This is a genomic window from Paenibacillus allorhizoplanae (assembly GCF_927798215.1).
Classification (GTDB): Bacteria; Bacillota; Bacilli; order Paenibacillales; family NBRC-103111; genus Paenibacillus_E; species Paenibacillus_E allorhizoplanae.
Genome location: NZ_CAKMMW010000011.1, coordinates 80,570 through 99,067, shown reverse-complemented (window position 1 = coordinate 99,067; position 18,498 = coordinate 80,570). Strand labels below are relative to the sequence as shown.

The window sequence follows — 18,498 nt, the reverse complement described above, 5'->3', positions numbered from 1 at the left end:
TTTTTAGGATCACTGACATGTACAGGTCTAACCATCTTGACTTTCGTTTATTTTATAGTATGATAATGCTAATCGCATACGTTACGTTTTCTTATCAAGAGTAGGTGGAGGGACTAGCCCTATGACACCCGGCAACCGACAAACCTTTGTAAAAAGGGGAGCACGGTGCTAATTCTTGCGGAAACGCTGTTTTCAGCGAATCTGGGAGATAAGAGAAGGACATTGACTTTGATTTTTCATGGCCTTTCTCTGATTCCAGGGAAGGTCATTTTTGCATTTCTCATAGATTTTTCAACTAAACCTAAATTAAAGAAGAGGAGTGAACAGGATGCCGATCAAGATTCCTGACAACCTGCCTGCCAAAGAAATTTTAAACCAAGAGAACATCTTCACCATGGATGAATCCGTCGCGTATCATCAGGATATACGTCCACTTCGCATTGCCCTGCTTAACTTAATGCCGACCAAAGAAACGACGGAGACGCAGCTGTTGCGCTTGATCGGGAACACGCCACTGCAAGTGGAGTTCGTGTTATTACATCCGAAAACGCACACTTCCAAAAATACGTCCCTCGAACATTTAGATATGTTTTACAAAACTTTTGATGATATCAAAGACGATAAGCTGGATGGTATGATTATTACGGGTGCGCCCGTAGAACAAATGGAATTCGAAGATGTGAATTACTGGGAAGAGCTGACGCAAATTCTTGAATGGAGCAAGCGGAATGTGACTTCCACCCTGCATATTTGTTGGGCTGCTCAAGCAGGCTTATACCATCATTTCGGCGTACGCAAATATGGGCTAGAGAAGAAGACATTTGGTGTATTCCCACATACGGTAAGTGTTCCGAACACGAAGTTGTTGCGCGGCTTTGATGAAGTATTCAATGTTCCGCAATCACGACACACAGATATTAATCGTGAAGATATTGAGCGATGTCCGGATTTAGAAATTTTATCAGAGTCCGAGGAGTCTGGTGTGTATATCGTCGCAACACGCGATGGTAAGCATATTTTCGTAACAGGACATTCGGAATATGATGCTTGTTCCTTGAAATGGGAGTATGACCGCGATGTGGCCAAAGGGCTGCCGATTGATATCCCGAACAATTATTACCCGAATAACGATCCGAGTAGACTACCTTACAATACTTGGAGAGCCCATGCGAATTTGCTGTTCTCGAACTGGCTGAACTATTATGTATATCAAGAAACACCTTTTGAGTTGACGGTAAACATAAATGAAAGCTTGGCAAGCTCGCAATTGTAAAATCGAACACATACCCCTGAGGAGGAAATTCCCTTGTTGAAAATCGAAAGTCGTCTTGCTCAAATTGGCTCAATTGAAGAACCTGTTACAGGTGCTGTTAGCTTTCCTATTTATCAATCTACTGCGTTTCGCCACCCTAAGCTGGGACAGAGCACTGGATTTGATTATGCGCGTACGAAAAGTCCAACGCGTAAAGTACTAGAAGACGCTATTGCTCAGCTCGAGTCCGGAGATGCAGGCTTTGCATGTTCCTCAGGCATGGCGGCATTGCAAACGATTTTCGCCTATTTCAGCCAAGGTGATCATTTGATTGTTTCCTTGGATTTATATGGAGGTACGTATCGCCTATTGGAAAGAATCATGTCCCGTTTCGGTGTAACGGCTACTTATGTAGATACGAATGATTTGGATGCTTTAGAAGGTGCTTATCAGTCCAATACGAAGGGGCTTGTTATTGAAACACCAACAAACCCATTGATGATGATCACTGATCTTGAGCTTGTATGTACATGGGCCCGTAAAAAGGGCATCGTCTCCATCGTCGATAACACGCTGCTTACGCCGTATCTACAACGTCCTATTGAGCTTGGGGCCGATATCGTTATCCATAGTGCAACGAAATATTTGGGCGGGCATAATGACGTACTAGCGGGTCTGATTGTTACAAAAGGGAAAGAGCTTTCGGAGCAAATGGCTATTCTCCATAACTCCATCGGTGCTGTGCTTGGACCGCAAGACAGCTGGCTTCTGATGAGAGGAATGAAAACCCTCGCGTTGCGTATGGAGCGTCATGAGCAGAATGCTACAGCGATTGCGAATTTCTTGCTTGAGCACGAGTTGATTTCAGACGTATACTATCCAGCGCTTGAATCACACCCTGGCTTTGCGATTCAAAATAAACAATCCAGCGGCAACACAGGGATATTCTCCTTCAAGGTGAGGGATGCACGATTAATTGAACCGATTCTTCGTCATATTAAGCTCATTGCATTCGCAGAAAGCTTAGGCGGGGTTGAATCCTTGATGACTTATCCAGCTGTACAAACTCATGCGGACATTCCGCTTGAAATTAGACAACAAATAGGTGTTGATGACCGTCTGCTTCGCTTCTCTGTTGGGATCGAACATATTGATGATTTAATCGCGGATTTGTCGAATGCCCTTGATTCAGCGCAAGCCGAGTTGGAAGGAGCACCACAATCATGAGCCATTCTTCTTCAGACAAAGAGAAACGTAAAGCACATGGCAAATTTGCTACAAGACTGATCCATTTTGGCGCTGAAATTGATGAGGCGACAGGGGCATCCAGCGTGCCTCTGTATCAGGCTTCAACCTTTCATCAGGCTGATTTGGAAGCGAGCCAAGAATACGACTATACACGGTCTGGTAACCCAACGCGTCAAGCGTTAGAGGATTACATCGCATTGCTAGAAGGCGGTACGCGGGGGTTTGCTTTCGCCTCTGGGATGGCGGCAATCTCCTCTGCTTTGATGTTGTTGTCGCAAGGAGATCATGTCATTTGTACGGAAGACGTGTACGGCGGTACTTATCGTTTGCTGACTACGATTATGAACCGTATGGGCGTGGAATCTACGTTTGTAGATATGACGAACATTGCAGAAGTGAGAGCAGCTCTACGTTCCAATACGAGAGCCGTTTTCATCGAGACGCCTTCAAATCCAACACTTCGTATTACGGATATTGGTGAGATTGCTGCTTTTGCGAAAGAGCATGACCTGCTTACGATGTTGGATAATACGTTCATGACACCTTATCATCAACGTCCCATTGAGCTAGGCATTGACATCGTACTGCATAGTGCAACGAAATTCCTTGGCGGTCACAGTGATGTGTTAGCGGGACTAGCTGTTGTAGCGAATGACAGCCTCGGTCGTCGAATGAAGCAAATTCAAAATGGCATGGGGAACGTGCTCGGCATTCAAGATTCATGGCTGCTCATTCGCGGTATGAAGACATTGCAAGCACGTATGGAAATGTCCGAGAAAGGCGCTCGCAGATTAGCACAATGGCTGACCGAGCAGCCGGATATCGACGTGGTTTACTACCCAGGTCTGCCTAATCACCCAGGTAGAGAAATTCACGAGAAGCAATCACTTGGTTATGGAGCTGTCGTCTCATTTGATGTTGGCTCTGGTGAGAAAGCGAAGAAGTTGCTAAGTAAAGTTAAAATCCCACTCGTAGCTGTGAGCTTGGGTGCTGTAGAGAGTATCTTGTCTTATCCGGCCATGATGTCGCATGCTGCTATGCCGAAGGAAGTTCGCTTATTGCGCGGCATTACGGACGGTCTCGTGAGATATTCGGTAGGGCTGGAAGATATCGAAGATATTATTGAAGATTTGGAACAAGCTTTGCGCGGTTAATCGTTACGGTATTCAGAAATTATTCATATTTACAAAGGAATAACGTCTGGAAAAAGCAGCCCTGTGCTGCTTTTTTGGCATGAGTATGGTACGATTAATGGATACGAGCCTTCAGAAAGCAAAGGAGTGAGTTGCAATGAAACCGATCGATCGCATTTTAAATAAAGCACAAACAGGCGGACGAATTGATGTAGAAGAATGTATTACGCTTTTCGAATCCGATCAAATAGAGAAAATTGGCGACACCGCTAATCAGATTATGAAAAAATGGCACCCAGATCCGATCACGACTTTCGTGATTGGGCGGAATATCAACTACACAAACATCTGTGATGTGTATTGCCGATTCTGTGCTTTCTACCGTCCACCAGGCTCCGCGGAAGGGTATGTACTGCCGGATGAAACGATCTTCCAGAAGATTCAAGAGACTTTGGATGTTGATGGAACTGAGATTCTTATGCAAGGCGGGACGAATCCGAATCTGCCATTCAGCTATTATACGAATATTTTAAAAGAAATTAAGAAGCGCTTCGATATCACGATGCACTCCTTTTCACCCGCTGAAATTATGAAAATGAAAGACGTTTCCGGCGGTCTATCGCTTGAAGAAATCGTTCGTCAATTGCATGAAGCGGGCCTTGATTCGTTGCCAGGCGGCGGAGCAGAAATCCTAGATGACCGCACGCGTCGCAAGATTTCCAAATTGAAGGGCTCATGGCGCGATTGGATGGATGTCATGCAAACGGCTCATAAGCTCGGCATGCACACGACGGGTACGATGGTTATCGGCTTCGGCGAATCCATGGAAGAGCGTGCGCTGCATATGCTGCGTATCCGCGATGCGCAAGACGATGTGCTGCTGCAGAAGCTGAACACACCGGGCTTCCTGGCATTCATACCGTGGACGTTCCAACCAGACAACACGAATATGAAGGCGGAGAAAGTTACGCCTGAAGAGTACTTGAAAACGTTGGCGATCAGCCGCATCATGCTGGATAACGTACCGAACTTCCAATCCTCATGGGTCACAATGGGACCTGAGGTTGGTAAGCAGACGCTGAGCTATGGCTGTAACGACTTCGGCAGCACCATGATTGAAGAGAACGTTGTATCCGCGGCGGGGACGACGCACAAGGTAAATGTTAGCTCGACGCTAGACATTATCCGTCAAGCAGGCAAAATCCCTGCGCAGCGGAACACGAAGTATCAGATTCTGCGTGTGTTTGACGACGAGAATGTGAAGATTGATCGTGATTTTGTGATGCAGAACTAAAAGTTGAACGATAACGCTTATCTGCTATCAAATCCCCTTGAGGGATTTGTGGGGATAAGCGTTTTTTAAGCGGAAATTAATCTAAGCTTCAGGTAACCGCTGGTCAATAAGAGTACAATGGGGGGAACACCACAAATTCGAGATTGAAGATCGGAGTGATTTTTGTGAAATTGCTTAAAAGCTTTGTACAAGGATTCCTTTTTGCTTTCATCTCCATCGGTGCTCTCCCTTTCTTACTGGTGAAAATTCTGTTAGAACAACTGTAAAACGCCACCCTTACTTTTGAGAGGGGCAGCCATGTGCTGCTCCTTTTTTGCATGTATCCCCTTCCTCAAATGGCAAATTGTTCGTTGTATATCTCCCTCGCATCGACCATATACTCTTAAGAGGAGGATGCATAGATGGAAGGAGTGAGCACATGGAACTGTTTGCAATTGCCCTAATCAATGTCGAGGAATCCTATGTACGTTCGCTGAGCGCACAGGTGAAGCAAGCGCTGCAGCATTTACATATCGCCCAAAATGGGTTAACGGCTACCTACACTTGGTGTGAAACACGTGCTTTTATTTATGTGGAAGCGGAAGCAGGAAGTGTGATCCACGATCCACATATTCATGAGACTGAAGTACGAGCTTGCCTAGCTGAAGTGTTGGCGAGCCACATTGTAGCGGACAAGGAATCCAGCATTTTACGTAACTTGATCACCAAGGATTTTAAATATGAAAAGCAGTCAGACATCGAGGCCATCGAAGGTTACTGTAAGCAATCCTTGATCCAAGAGAGTGAGCTGGAAGGGTTGCCGCTGATGAATAGCTCCCCCAGTCGACTTCGTCGTATTCAACTGCTGAAGGATCAGATAAACGCATTGCTCGAGGAGAATCCGCAGATTAGCTTAGATGGCTTCCTCAAATTCCGTATTCAGGAGTATAGGGAAGAACTAAGGGAAATTGCGGAATATGCGATTGATGAGTTTATGATGGACCGCCAGTATCAGGAATTTATTTCGCTTCTACAATATTTCGTCTACATTCAAGAGGCTAAGATACCCGCAGCGCATCTCATTCACAAAGGCGGCCACGAATTCGTCATTCTGAATGATCGGATGGAACCCATTGATGCGAATGAATTCGATGCCAGCTTTCGAATGGAGATGTTGGAGAAGGACATCAATTTCGAGGATATGATCGTAAGCACACTGATCACCGTCTCACCGGCTAACATTTACATTCATACACGTGATCCCGAATTAACGATTATCAAGACGATAGGGCAAATCTTCGAAGACCGCACATCGGTGTGCAGTTATTGCCGCACGTGTGACCTTTATCTCGGAGATGCCAAAAAGCAGGATCAACTATCCCCTTGACCTTGCCCCTCTCGCCATTTATAATAGTGAACGAAGGCGTTAGTATCAAAGACAAGAACTTTCTGTATGAACTGCTCAGAGAGAGGAGACCAGGCTGCAATCTCCTTCAGCGAATCGGATTGTTTACCCCTTTGTAGCCGTATTGTGGAATTCGCCCTGACTTGCAGGTGCGATACTATACAGTACCGGAATCATTCCCGTTAACGAATGCTGATGAGGATTCGACTTACCTAATATAGGAATCTTTTAGCGGAGCTAAAAGTCTCTCAATTTCAGGTTAGAGCGAATCGAACTAGGGTGGAACCACGAGCTGAGCGCACTCGTCCCTTTACGGGATGAAGTGTGCTTTTTTGCGTTCAATTCACTATTCACTTACACAATTAGGAGGCAGGGAAGATGGTTGTTCAAGTAAAATTACCAGATGGCGCAGTGAGAGAGTATGCAGTGGGGACGACGATTGAGCAAGTGGCCGAGTCCATTTCATCCGGTCTGAAGAAAAATGCAGTGGGTGGTAAAGTAAACGGGAAATCCGTAGATTTATCCTTCGCTTTGAATCATGATGCTGATGTTGAAATCTTAACATTGGATAGCGAAGCAGGACTAGAAATGTACCGTCATAGCACAGCGCATTTGATGGCGCAAGCGATCAAGCGTATTTATGGCAATAAAGCAGTTAAGCTAGGAATCGGTCCTGTAATTGAGGACGGCTTCTATTATGATATCGATTTGGAAACACCATTGAATCCTGAAGATTTGATCAAAATCGAGAAGGAAATGGAGCGTATCTCAAACGAAAATTTGGCGATTACGCGCCGCGTTGTTTCCCGTGAGGAAGCGATTCGTATTTTTACAGAAATGGAAGATCCGTTCAAGCTAGAATTGATTCGTGATCTACCGGAAGATTCCGTTCTTACGATCTATGACCAAGGGGAATTCTTTGACCTCTGCCGCGGACCGCATTTGCCGTCAACAGGACGCATTAAAGCGTTCAAATTGTTGAGTGTTGCTGGTGCTTACTGGCGTGGAGATGCAAAAAATAAAATGCTGCAACGCATCTACGGGACTGCGTTCCCTAAGAAAGCGCAACTGGATGAGCATTTGCACTTGCTTGAAGAGGCGAAGAAGCGTGACCACCGTAAACTAGGCCGTGAGCTCAAAATGTTCGCATTCTCACGTGAAGTTGGTCAAGGACTACCGCTTTGGCTGCCAAATGGTGCTAAGCTAAGACGCACAATGGAGCGCTATATCGTTGATTTGGAAGAGCGTCTAGGCTACCAACATGTGTACACGCCTGTACTTGCGAATGTTGAATTGTACAAAACTTCCGGGCACTGGGATCACTACAGTGAAGATATGTTCCCGAAAATGGTCATGGACAATGAAGAGCTTGTCCTTCGTCCAATGAACTGTCCGCACCATATGATGGTATATAAGAGTGACATGCGTAGTTACCGTGATCTTCCTGTTCGGATTGCTGAGCTAGGCACGATGCACCGGTATGAAATGTCAGGCGCTTTGACTGGTTTGCACCGCGTTCGTGCAATGACATTGAATGACGCCCACATCTTCTGCCGTTTGGATCAAATTAAAGAAGAGTTCTCCCGCGTTGTTACATTGATCCGTCAAGTGTATGCGGACTTTGGAATCACGGACTACCGTTTCCGTCTTTCCTATCGTGATCCGAAGGATACAGAGAAATACTTCCAGGATGATGAAATGTGGGAAACTTCCCAACGCATGCTGCGTGAGGTTGTGGAAGAGCTTGGTTTGCCTTTCTTTGAAGCAGAAGGTGAAGCAGCATTCTATGGTCCTAAATTAGATGTTCAAATCAAGACAGCGTTGAAGAAGGAAGAAACGCTTTCAACTGCGCAAATCGACTTCCTATTGCCTGAACGCTTCCAGCTTGAGTACACAGGTGAAGATGGTCAGAAACACCGTCCAGTCGTGATCCATAGAGGAATCATTTCCACAATGGAGCGTATGACAGCCTTCTTGCTGGAGAATTTCGCTGGCGCGTTGCCAACATGGTTAATGCCAACCCAAGCGAAAGTTATTCCTGTATCGCCTGCATTCGAAGAATTCTCCAACCAAGTGACAGATCGCCTAAGAGAAGCTGGTATTCGTGTTGAAGCGGATAATCGGAATGAGAAGTTAGGCTACAAAATCAGGGAAGCCCAGCTGGAGAAAATTCCTTTCATGCTCGTTGTTGGTGAAAACGAAGTGAAGAATGACAGCTTGTCTATCCGTAAACGGGGTCAAGGCGATCTAGGTACACAGCCGATTGATCAAGTTATCAGTATGATTCAAGAAGAAATCAAAAACAAACTGTAACTCCTATTTGTTCCATTAGAAGCAGAGAAGTGCTAGTCACTTCTCTGCTTTTTTGCGTTATCAAAAATCCTTTGCGATGTGAATAAGTGGTTTAAAGATGTGAATAAGTGGGTAAAAGAAGGACATGTTAAACAGTGAGTCTATATCTGGAGGTTTAGTGATGAAAGGAAATGGAAAGCCTACATTAGTAGGGGGAGGCTTAAAACGATGAAAATAACCGATACTTCGAAGCAATCCAAGTGGATTTTGGCATGGATGGTGCTTACCGTTATGGTCGTGCTTTTCGGAGAAGAGGCTAGCTATCAAGGGAACTATAGGACGGCAAATACCGATACCCATATACGAGATCAGCGGGACAATCAAGCAGGTGCGGTCATGCCGGTTGCACGCCCTGTTGCACAGGAACATCAACAACAAGCGAGTTACCGCTTTATTCCCAACTTGGATTCTGATTTATCCAAATATACGGTAGTTGAAGTGACAGCGACCGGGTATTCTGCGGGTAAAGAATCAACAGGAAAGACTCCCGACCATCCTACTTATGGAATTACGTATTCTGGGATTAGAGTCATGCGTGATGATAAGGCATTATCGACGATCGCAGCAGATACTAAAGTGTTCCCGTTAGGTACCGTACTGTTTATTCCGGGTTACGGTTACGGGGTTGTTGCAGATACAGGAAGTGCGATTAAAGGGAAGAAAATTGATCTGTATTTCAATACGAAGGACCAGGTATACAAAGAATGGGGTAAAAAGACGGTCAAAGTCTTCGTGGTGAAAAAAGGGAATGGCAAAGTCACAGAGGTTATTTGGAAGCAGCTTAAGGATGAAATACTTGCTCCAGCCAAAGCGCTGTAAGACTCGATTTTGTTAAAAAGAAATTCATAAAAAATCCTGTTTGGGAAAAGATACTCATACAGGAGGTGATTGACATGGCAAAGAACAAGAACAACAAGAAAGCAGCGCAAGACGCTGAATTTGCTACTGAAGTAGCGGTACCTAATAAGCAGCAACAAAACAACACACAAAACCAAAATAAATAACAAATAGCGTTGTTGAAAAGACGGAGACCCGAGAGGGGCTCCGTTTTTATTTCTTTTCAAGCCCTTCTATATTCGATATAATGTAACAAAAACTAACATTTTGTTCCTTTTGGGAGGAGTTCCGGTTGCACATGTGGACGGATTCAAAGCAGAGAGCTTGGTTCTACGGTTTTGTACTTATTGGTATGCTTGTAAATGTATTCGCTTTATTTTCTGCTTCGAAATGGGTTGCCGTAGTTAGTGTCGCTGTTTTTATCTTAATGGGTGTAGGTGCATTACTGAGTTCAAGAGCATCTGGTAAAGAGCAAGAACTAGGGGGGCTCCATCACGAAGAGCAGTTCCGTACGTTTATACAAGAATCTCAGGTTGTTGCGGATCGACTTGCAGCGGCAGTAGAAGAAGTCAATCGCTCTATCGGACATCTCCTTCAAATTGCGGATGCTTCCATCCAAGGAGAAGAGGAATTGAAGGGGCGAAGCCAGCATGCCGCAGGACAGCTCCAAGAAGCTTTTGCTGCGATACAGCAAGTGGCTGCAGCTGCCGATCAGATCCTAGATTCGTCGTTACATATGCATCGTGAAAGTGAACAAACCAAAGATACCGTAGTGGACGTCTGTCGCTCCCTGAATGCAACGGATGAAGTAATGAACGATTTACACGTGAATAATGATACGATGCAGAAGAAAATTCAAGATTTGACCGAGCATACGTCGAAAATTGAAGAGATCAATACGTTTATTACTGAGGTCGTTGCCCAAACGTCATTACTTGCCTTGAATGCATCAATTGAAGCGGCTAGAGCCGGTGAACATGGAAGAGGTTTCTCCGTGGTAGCGCAAGAGATTAAGAAGCTAGCGGCGCAAAGTCATGAAGCGGTCCAGAAGTCTTCTGAGCTTCTTGCTGATATTGAAAGTGGCGTAGCACAAGTTGTCGCTGCTGTGGCAGAAGAGAAAGCTTCAGTGACACATGGGATTGATGAGATGAAAGTGATGAAAGGCAAGATCGATACGATCTTTTCTTTGATCCTACATGTGAATAGCCTAGTGGCAAGTACCACGAGTTCAACGAAACACCAATCCTCTCTGGTTACTGGGACAAGGACTTCCCTAGGGGAAGTCGTGGATTTGATGAATGAGACAATGTCGAGCGTTGAGCATACGCTGGATCAAATGAAGAAGCAGCGGCACGAGGTTTCGAGATTGCAGCATATTAATCAGAATTTAGATCGTTCTTCCGCTGAGCTGATCACGGCCATACAAGCTGTTGGCATGAAGAACAAGCAGGGAACTATTCATGTCAACATTGAAGAAATGAAGCAACTATTGAATGCTCTTGTTCGCGTACCTGACATCAAATCGTTGGTCGAAGATAAGCATGCCTCGCATTTACATGGGATTTTGAAGAAAACAGCAGGGATAGAAGCGATATGGTCGAATCGCGGAGATGGAACTTTCATCTACTCTCAGCCAGAAGCAGGGCTAGTGAATGCAAAGGGGAGAGAATGGTGGAAGCGTGCAATGGCAGGTGAGCTCTTCATTTCGGATGAGTACGTGTCAGCTATTACGAAAAAACCATGCATTACGTTGTCGAAATCCGTTATAGATGACATGGGAACGCCTATTGGTGTCGTCGGAATTGATTTAGTGTTAAATTAATAGTTCTCAAACCACTCTTTTTAGTGTAAAATAAGATTACTGTTATAAATCTTGACACGGAGAGATAGGTGATGGAACATGCTGCAAGCAATACGATCGGATGGTATGCCCTTAAGAACAACAAGGAAAGCTGCGGAGGTACTTCCCTTCTTGGAGGCTTTTATTACGCGGAAAGAGCAGCAAGCTCGGGAAATTGAGCAGGTTGTTGAGCGATATGAAGTGAAGAGAATGAAAGAAGAACGGGCTTATCAAACGATGTCATCTTTTCGACGCATGTTATCTGGTAAGAAGCCTGATCATCATCTTGCTGTTGAATATATTCATTATGTGAAGAAACCTATGGAGCAGGTAAGAAAGCTCCGTGCCGAAATCGAGCAAGCTAGACAAATAATGAATGATTCTAAGCCTGGCGACGATATAACGTTCCCAGAGGAATTTGAAGACATATTCTCATCGTAAAATAAAGAAGAGGACACTGCGTGTGCGGTGTCCTCTTCTTTATTATTATTGGTTATTCTTCAAGTGTTGTAGGTCCAAGAATCCTTCTTCTTGGCTATATGCTGGAACCCCATGCGAGCCAACATCTAGGCCAATCAACTCTTCGTCGCGACTCACGCGTAAAGGAACGATAAGCTTAATGAGCTTTAAGAAAACCCAAGTGATGAAGAAACCCCATGCACAGACAGTGACAAGACCAAGTGCTTGAACACCTAGGAGGTGGAAGCCTCCGCCGTAGAATAATCCAGCTGTTCCTTCGCGGATCGCGTCCGGCTTCGCACATAAGCCAACAGCGAGAGTGCCTATACTTCCGCTGATCCCATGTACGGGGAAAGCGCCAACGGGGTCATCAATCTGTCTAGCTTCCAGCATTTCCGTTGCGTAGACCATGGCAATCCCGCAGATCGCACCAATACAGATCGCTGCTGCATCACTGACGAATGCGCAACCTGCAGTTATTCCGACGAGCCCGGCGAGTGCACCATTAATCACCATGGGCGGGTCCGCTTTGCGATAACGCATCATAGTAAACAGAATGCAGGCCGCACAACCGGCTGCGGCGGATAGCATCGTGGTAACCGCGATGTGCCCGATCGATGTATTGGTAGCGCTTAACGTACTCCCAGAGTTAAAACCAAACCAACCGAACCACAAGATAAATGCGCCTACAGAGGCTAGTGGCAAATTAGAAGGGGGGACAATGTTAGCTTTACCATCGGCAGAGAATTTACCAATTCGCGGACCAATAATTATGGCTGCGGCGAGTGCGGAGAAACCGCCAAGTCCGTGGATGACAGCTGATCCAGCGAAATCAACCATGCCCAGCTTGCCGAGCCAACCGCCAACACCCCAAACCCAATGGCCAGCAATGGGATAGATTAATCCGGTCATGGCTATCGTGTAAAGAATATAAGCGCGAAAATTGATGCGTTCTGCTACAGCTCCGGATACAATTGAAATGACGGCGATAACAAAAGCGCATTGGAATAACCAATAGGTATCATGTGAGATTGTCAACGCGATGTGTGATAAATCTCCGCCCATAAAGAAGCCAGTTGTACCTAGAATGCCTCCGATGTCTTTACCGTACATAAGTGCAAATCCAAAGAAGTAAAAAATAAGCGCACCGAATGAGATATCGACAAATACTTTCATGATAATACTTACGGCATTCTTTTGTCTGACAAACCCTGCTTCTAGTAAGGCGAAGCCGCCTTCCATTAATAAAATCATGGCAGCAGTCAATACGACCCAAATTGTGTCCAGGCCAGAAGTAAGTTGTTGGATTTGATCCATTCCTGTAATCTCTCCTTATAATACTTGCGTTCTCAGCCCAATTATACGTTTCTGATGATAAGCATGTCAACGGAATACGTAAGAATACATAACATCTATAGTGAAATGTTCGTCTTATACGACATCCATGTTAGGTTTCTTTATAAGGACTTTTGAAATATCGGTCTTGAGGCGGAGATCGCCTTCAATCTAACGTCTCTTTTCATTCCACCTTGTATCTTATAAACTAGAGTTATCTTAACAACGCTTTACACAAATGGAGGAAGAACGTATGAATCCGCATATGTTTCAAAGAATGATTTGGGGGCTAGTACTCGTTTCCGCGGGAACACTCTTTTTACTAAATCAATTAGGAATTATTCAAATTGATATCGGTTATTTAGTGTCTACGTATTGGCCTGCGATTCTGATTTTTTATGGGCTCATTGGCTTTGTCTCACAGAGAAAGTATCATTGGGGTGGATCCATAGGCAGCTTGATGATGTGCGGCGTAGGAACCATATTTCTCTTGAAAAATCTAAATGTAACCGACCTATCTATTGGAGAAATGTTTAAATTTCTTGCGCCGGTTGCTTTAATACTTTTTGGTTTAAATGTGATTTTTAAACCGGGCAAGAAAGAATCGCCGGAGTGGCCCTCCATTAAGAAAGCGAAAGATGAAGAAAGACAAGCTCGTCGAGAAGCGAATCGAGCACGACATTCCCACTATAAGAAACAATGGGAGTCGGGAAATTGGAACGCGTCAGGTGATCTTTCCAGCAATTCGAAAGAACACATGGATCATACTTCAACGGGTAGCATGAAACAGGGCCTTACTGCTGAAGAAAAGGAAGTATTGAAGGATATCCATGGCACGTATCCAAAGGACGAGGAACACGGTGAATGGACGGACCCTCAACAGCAACAACAAAAGTATGATGGCTTCGTTCGTAATTTCGATTCAGGTAATGTTTTACACCGTCATGGTTTTATTGGCGATGTTCACCTCGGCCAAGAGGCTTGGGAATTAAAGCCTATTCAGATCTCTCACTTTATTGGTGATTCGGTTATCGATCTTACGCGTGCTTCAATTCCACGTGGTGAAACAACGATTCATGTTACTGCTTTTATTGGCGATGTGAAGATTTTCATCCCGAACGATATGGATGTTGAGGTTCGTGTCATGGCAAGCTCCTTTATTGGAGATATGAAGGTTCTTGATCGGCGTGAAAGTGGTTTCCTGCGCAACATCAGAACGCAAACCTCACATTATGAAGAAGCGGAACATAAAATTGTCGTAACAACAAGTATGTTTATTGGCGATATTACCATTAAAAAGATAGGTTAAGGATGGAGCATGTACAAATTGCGAATGTTCAATATGAAGTGGCAGCTGCTGAATTACTTTCTAATCTCGAGCGTAATAACGGTTTCAGGTATTTATATCGTACTTGAATATTACGAGAAGGAACTGAGTTCTTGGGAGTTCCGTTTGTGGTTCGCTTTCGCGATTCTTGTAGTGAGCTTGTCCGTAGGTTTCATTGCAACTAGAAGATGGCAGCGCAAGGTAGACGAGCTTCACGTCGCGATGCTGGAATTGTCTAAAGGGAATTTCTCTGTTCGAATTGATATGGAGCCAGTAGAGCCTTTTTTATACTTGTATGACGCTTTTAACAGCATGGCAACTTCGATTGAAGAACGCGTGCAGCTGATGCAAAAGTTAGGGGAAGCCGAAGCGATTCGGGATCAGGAGCTGACAGAGAGCGCTGTGATGGAAGAAAGACGCAGGCTTGCGAGAGATCTCCATGATACAGTGAGCCAAGAGCTATTCGCGATTCATATGTCGGCTTCCTCACTTCCCAAAATATTAGAAAGAAACCCAGCGGCTGCACCTGCGCTAATGAACCAGCTCATTGAGATGTCCCATCATGCTCAGAAGCAGATGCGTGGCCTCATTTCACAACTAAGACCGATCGAATTAAAAGATATGAGCTTACAAGAAGCCTTGGAGAAATGGTTCCCGGAATATTGCCGGACCCATGAACTTCAAGGTCAGCTTGATGTTTCACTGCCTGAAATTATTTCGGAGGCGATTGAACATCAGTTTTTCCTCATTATCCAAGAAGGACTTGCGAATGTCATTAAACATGCCTCGGCCAAACAGGTTCGATTGGCAATCTACGAAAGAGAGCATCAATATGTGCTGCAATTGCAGGACGATGGACAAGGTTTTGAACGAAGAGATATTCCTTCTGCTTCCCACGGCCTGTCAACCATGAGAGAACGAGCACAAAAGCTGGGCGGAGAAGTGGAGATTGATAGCAAATTAGGCTCAGGAACTCGCGTACGCGTTCGTATTCCGCGATTTTCAGGGCATTCAGGGGGAAAACAAGAATGAATCCGAACATTAAAGTTATGATTGTTGACGATCATGATATGGTACGAGTGGGTCTTCGTACTTACATTTCATTGGAGCCTGGTTTAGAAGTAGTGGGGGAAGCGTCAAATGGTCAATCTGCTTTTGATCAGTTGAAGGAAGACAGCCTTACATCACTGCCTGATGTTATTTTAATGGATTTAACGATGCCCGTGTTGGATGGGATTGGTGCGACGAAGCTCATTTGTGATGAGTTTCCACAGATAAAAGTAATTATGCTGACCTCCTTTCTGGAGGAAGCCAAGGTGCTGGAAGCTGTTGAATCCGGGGCTATCAGCTATATGTTGAAGACGGTTTCTTCCGATCAGTTGATTCATGCGATTCAGAGTGCCTACCGCGGCATGCCAGTCATGAATGCTGAAGTGTCGCAAGCCTTGACTAGAGGTATTAGACAGAGGAGTGAATTACCGGAACAAGAGGGGCTAACCGCGCGGGAACGTGAAGTACTCCTCTTAATTGCCGAAGGAAAGAGTAATAAGGATATTTCCGAAGAGCTTTTTATTAGTATCAAAACAGTTAAAACACACGTTAGTAACTTGTTGATGAAGTGTGAGCTTGACGATCGGACACAATTAGCGATATTCGCGCATCGAAAAGGATGGGTTTAACAGCACGAACAAATTGAGGGACTATCGCACATAAAAACGTCAATTTGGCACATTCTATGCGTAAGTAAAATAATATGAGCGCTTAAGGAGTGTAGAGTCGCTATGAAACCACTAACTTCCTCACTGGAGCAGGTACAGGAAACATTTGATAAGGTGCGCGCCCAGCTAGAACAATTTGATTTTAACTTAGGTGGCGGTTGGGATTATGACCATGGCTACTTCGATCGTTCGCTGGATGAGGCGAATAAAGTTTGGTTGCGAATTCCCGTTCAAGTCGTCACGGGCAGAATTGAAGGCGATGTGGAGGCGACGGATGCCGTCGTTGAGGTCGGTACTCCTTTTGTTCTGAAACATGTCTATAATGAAGGATTAGATCCTGAAGCTGACGTGGAGACAGCCGGAGCTTTGATTGATCAGTTCCAAACACCGCTGGATTCCGATGCGGGGATTGAGGATAAATGGGTAAAAGAAGCTGCAAACGTATTAAAATCAGTTGAAAAAGCATGGATTCATTAATTTATGTCCTATTTTTACCTCCATTTTATTGATTTTTAATATTCGTTTAAGGTTGTGAGTGCATGATAGACACATAGAGAACAACAAGATCCTTCAGATGAACATGCACTTATAACTTTAATTATGGAGGTAAGACCCATGGATGAGAATAAAAAAGACTACAGCGACTTTTTCAAGCCGCAGAATAATGATAATAACGAGAATACTGCTCAAGAGCAGTCTCGAGCGAATGATGGGCAAGAGCCTAACAAAGAAAGACCTTCCTACTATTACTCCTATGGGCCTTACAAATCTGCTTTTAATGAAGAAAGTGAAGGTCAATCCTTAACAACGTCTTCTACAAGTTCGGAAGGTACTTCGAATGTAGAAGTAACACCGCCTAAGACGCTGCGTCCTTTCAGCTTTGGTTCGGAGAATACACCTCAAGGTCCAGCGGCATGGGATCCTAATGCGAAGAAGCGTTCTTCCGTAAAAAGTGTCTTTGCAGCATTCATGGCAGGAGCGCTCGTTGTCGGTGCGTTGATGTTTACAGCGGACAAAACGAACTTGTTTTCAGGTAATCAACCGTTAGCTTCTGGTTCAAGTTCAGCGACAACCGTAGCAAGCAGCTCGAATAGTAATGGCGGTGAAGTGAAGAATGCTGCTCTTGATGTTGTTCGCCCGGGTAATATTGCCGCGATCGCTCAAAATGCAGGTCCTGCCATTGTAAAGGTTGAATCACTTGTTAAGCCGAAAACAACTAGTCGCAGCAACGGTGGAAACTCACTGTTCGATGATCCATTCTTCCGTCAGTTCTTTGGCGATAATGGTGGTGGTCAAACGACACCTAAGAGTGGTCAAAATGACACGGGAAGCGGACAGTTGCAACCTGCTGGTATGGGAACGGGCTTTATTTTCGAAAAGACAGGATATATCCTGACAAATGAGCATGTGGTTGACGGTGCGGATGAAATTCAAATCACCGTAGAAGGCTATGATAAGCCTTTTAAAGCGAAATTGCTGGGTAATAGCTATGATTTAGATTTGGCTGTACTCAAAATTGAGGGCGAGAAAGATTTCCCGATCCTTCCTCTTGGTAAAGCGGATGACGTAAACGTAGGTGATTGGGTTGTTGCGATTGGTAACCCTTACGGATTCGATCACACAGTAACCGTTGGTGTACTTAGTGCGAAAGAACGTCCAATTAGTATCCCTGATGAGAAAGGGACACGTGAGTATAAACATTTGCTACAAACAGATGCTTCCATTAACCCTGGTAACTCAGGTGGTCCTCTCTTGAACCTTAACGGTGAAGTTATTGGGATCAACACAGCGGTAAGTTCACAAGCGCAAGGGATTGGTTTTGCGATTCCGACTAGCACAATTTCTTCTGTACTAGATAACTTGAAGAATAATGTTACGATTCCGAAAGAGCCTGTTCCTTACCTTGGTGTTGGTCTGCAAGATATCGGTCAAGATTGGGTGAGTGAATTGAAGCTTCCTAACACAGATGGCGCTTTGGTTGGCAGTGTTCAACGTAAGAGCCCAGCATTCACAGCAGGCTTGCGTCAATACGATGTGATCGTTGATTTGAATGGCACCAAAATCAAGAACTCACAAGAGTTGATTACGAAGGTTCAAGGAACGAAAGTAGGCGACAAAGTAACGCTGGGCATTATTCGTGATGGCAAGCGTACAGAAGTCCCAGTTACGGTAGGAGACAAAAATACACTTGCTGAGACGCCAGCTCAGTAAGCTCCTAGCACATAATTGAAGGGAAGTAGAGTCCGCGGCCTCAAGCTTGCAGGCTCTGCTTCTTTTTGCTAGGCGGTAATTTTGCTACAATAGAAGATAGAATGGGGG

Annotated in this window: 15 protein-coding genes and 1 riboswitch; of the genes, 14 read left to right on the top strand and 1 reads right to left on the bottom strand. The window is 44.8% G+C overall.

Going from position 1 to position 18,498, the window contains the following annotated elements; genetic code table 11:
• Window positions 1–88: 88 nt before the first annotated feature.
• Window positions 89–215, top strand: a riboswitch (SAM riboswitch).
• Between the two features lie 113 nt (window positions 216–328).
• The 9 genes from metA (at window position 329) to L6I86_RS18765 (ending at window position 11,781) form a co-directional block, all read left to right on the top strand.
• Window positions 329–1,273 (top strand): homoserine O-acetyltransferase MetA, encoded by a 945-nt coding sequence (metA, locus tag L6I86_RS18805; protein ID WP_236289544.1) that lies wholly within the window; start codon window positions 329–331, stop codon window positions 1,271–1,273.
• Window positions 1,274–1,309: 36 nt separating this feature from the next.
• Window positions 1,310–2,479, top strand: coding sequence for an aminotransferase class I/II-fold pyridoxal phosphate-dependent enzyme (locus tag L6I86_RS18800; protein ID WP_276574882.1), 1,170 nt, complete (start codon window positions 1,310–1,312; stop codon window positions 2,477–2,479).
• The gene (locus L6I86_RS18795; RefSeq protein WP_236289540.1) at window positions 2,476–3,654 is read left to right on the top strand and encodes a trans-sulfuration enzyme family protein; all 1,179 of its coding nucleotides are present in this window, start codon (window positions 2,476–2,478) and stop codon (window positions 3,652–3,654) included. Before L6I86_RS18800 ends, L6I86_RS18795 begins: the two co-directional genes overlap by 4 nt.
• A 136-nt stretch (window positions 3,655–3,790) precedes the next feature.
• On the top strand, window positions 3,791–4,927 hold the full coding sequence (gene mqnC / locus L6I86_RS18790; protein ID WP_236289539.1) for a cyclic dehypoxanthinyl futalosine synthase: 1,137 nt from the start codon (window positions 3,791–3,793) through the stop codon (window positions 4,925–4,927).
• Window positions 4,928–5,345: 418 nt separating this feature from the next.
• Window positions 5,346–6,293, top strand: coding sequence for a putative sporulation protein YtxC (locus L6I86_RS18785; protein WP_236289537.1), 948 nt, complete (start codon window positions 5,346–5,348; stop codon window positions 6,291–6,293).
• 396 nt (window positions 6,294–6,689) lie between these two features.
• Window positions 6,690–8,624 (top strand): threonine--tRNA ligase, encoded by a 1,935-nt coding sequence (gene thrS, locus L6I86_RS18780; RefSeq protein ID WP_236289535.1) that lies wholly within the window; start codon window positions 6,690–6,692, stop codon window positions 8,622–8,624.
• A gap of 207 nt (window positions 8,625–8,831) precedes the next feature.
• On the top strand, window positions 8,832–9,482 hold the full coding sequence (locus tag L6I86_RS18775) for a 3D domain-containing protein (RefSeq protein WP_236289533.1): 651 nt from the start codon (window positions 8,832–8,834) through the stop codon (window positions 9,480–9,482).
• Between the two features lie 316 nt (window positions 9,483–9,798).
• A complete protein-coding gene (locus tag L6I86_RS18770; RefSeq protein ID WP_236289531.1) occupies window positions 9,799–11,322 on the top strand; it encodes a methyl-accepting chemotaxis protein in 1,524 nt (507 codons plus the stop codon).
• Between the two features lie 78 nt (window positions 11,323–11,400).
• The gene (locus tag L6I86_RS18765; protein ID WP_236289529.1) at window positions 11,401–11,781 is read left to right on the top strand and encodes a hypothetical protein; all 381 of its coding nucleotides are present in this window, start codon (window positions 11,401–11,403) and stop codon (window positions 11,779–11,781) included.
• A gap of 45 nt (window positions 11,782–11,826) precedes the next feature.
• Here L6I86_RS18765 and L6I86_RS18760 read toward each other — a convergent pair whose 3' ends face one another.
• A complete protein-coding gene (locus L6I86_RS18760) occupies window positions 11,827–13,116 on the bottom strand; it encodes an ammonium transporter (protein ID WP_236289527.1) in 1,290 nt (429 codons plus the stop codon).
• Between the two features lie 271 nt (window positions 13,117–13,387).
• Here L6I86_RS18760 and liaF point away from each other — a divergent pair, with 271 nt between their 5' ends.
• From liaF to L6I86_RS18735, 5 genes are all read left to right on the top strand, one after another.
• Complete coding sequence (liaF, locus tag L6I86_RS18755) at window positions 13,388–14,443, top strand: cell wall-active antibiotics response protein LiaF (protein WP_236289525.1); 1,056 nt, start codon at window positions 13,388–13,390, stop codon at window positions 14,441–14,443.
• 9 nt (window positions 14,444–14,452) lie between these two features.
• Entirely contained in the window at window positions 14,453–15,493 is a 1,041-nt protein-coding gene (locus tag L6I86_RS18750; RefSeq protein ID WP_236289523.1) for a HAMP domain-containing sensor histidine kinase, read from the top strand.
• On the top strand, window positions 15,490–16,140 hold the full coding sequence (locus L6I86_RS18745) for a response regulator transcription factor (protein ID WP_236289521.1): 651 nt from the start codon (window positions 15,490–15,492) through the stop codon (window positions 16,138–16,140). The genes L6I86_RS18750 and L6I86_RS18745 overlap by 4 nt, the downstream gene beginning before the upstream one ends.
• 102 nt (window positions 16,141–16,242) lie before the next feature.
• The gene (locus L6I86_RS18740; RefSeq protein ID WP_056609506.1) at window positions 16,243–16,656 is read left to right on the top strand and encodes a YugN family protein; all 414 of its coding nucleotides are present in this window, start codon (window positions 16,243–16,245) and stop codon (window positions 16,654–16,656) included.
• A gap of 138 nt (window positions 16,657–16,794) precedes the next feature.
• The gene (locus L6I86_RS18735; protein WP_236289519.1) at window positions 16,795–18,390 is read left to right on the top strand and encodes a S1C family serine protease; all 1,596 of its coding nucleotides are present in this window, start codon (window positions 16,795–16,797) and stop codon (window positions 18,388–18,390) included.
• Window positions 18,391–18,498 lie beyond the last annotated feature (108 nt).

Coding starts and splice junctions, on each gene's coding strand:
- metA (WP_236289544.1), top strand. CDS start 329: ATGCCGATCAAGATTCCTGACAACCTGCCTGCCAAAGAAATTTTAAAC.
- L6I86_RS18795 (WP_236289540.1), top strand. CDS start 2,476: ATGAGCCATTCTTCTTCAGACAAAGAGAAACGTAAAGCACATGGCAAA.
- mqnC (WP_236289539.1), top strand. CDS start 3,791: ATGAAACCGATCGATCGCATTTTAAATAAAGCACAAACAGGCGGACGA.
- L6I86_RS18785 (WP_236289537.1), top strand. CDS start 5,346: ATGGAACTGTTTGCAATTGCCCTAATCAATGTCGAGGAATCCTATGTA.
- thrS (WP_236289535.1), top strand. CDS start 6,690: ATGGTTGTTCAAGTAAAATTACCAGATGGCGCAGTGAGAGAGTATGCA.
- L6I86_RS18775 (WP_236289533.1), top strand. CDS start 8,832: ATGAAAATAACCGATACTTCGAAGCAATCCAAGTGGATTTTGGCATGG.
- L6I86_RS18770 (WP_236289531.1), top strand. CDS start 9,799: ATGTGGACGGATTCAAAGCAGAGAGCTTGGTTCTACGGTTTTGTACTT.
- L6I86_RS18765 (WP_236289529.1), top strand. CDS start 11,401: ATGCTGCAAGCAATACGATCGGATGGTATGCCCTTAAGAACAACAAGG.
- L6I86_RS18760 (WP_236289527.1), bottom strand. CDS start 13,116: ATGGATCAAATCCAACAACTTACTTCTGGCCTGGACACAATTTGGGTC.
- liaF (WP_236289525.1), top strand. CDS start 13,388: ATGAATCCGCATATGTTTCAAAGAATGATTTGGGGGCTAGTACTCGTT.
- L6I86_RS18750 (WP_236289523.1), top strand. CDS start 14,453: ATGTACAAATTGCGAATGTTCAATATGAAGTGGCAGCTGCTGAATTAC.
- L6I86_RS18745 (WP_236289521.1), top strand. CDS start 15,490: ATGAATCCGAACATTAAAGTTATGATTGTTGACGATCATGATATGGTA.
- L6I86_RS18740 (WP_056609506.1), top strand. CDS start 16,243: ATGAAACCACTAACTTCCTCACTGGAGCAGGTACAGGAAACATTTGAT.
- L6I86_RS18735 (WP_236289519.1), top strand. CDS start 16,795: ATGGATGAGAATAAAAAAGACTACAGCGACTTTTTCAAGCCGCAGAAT.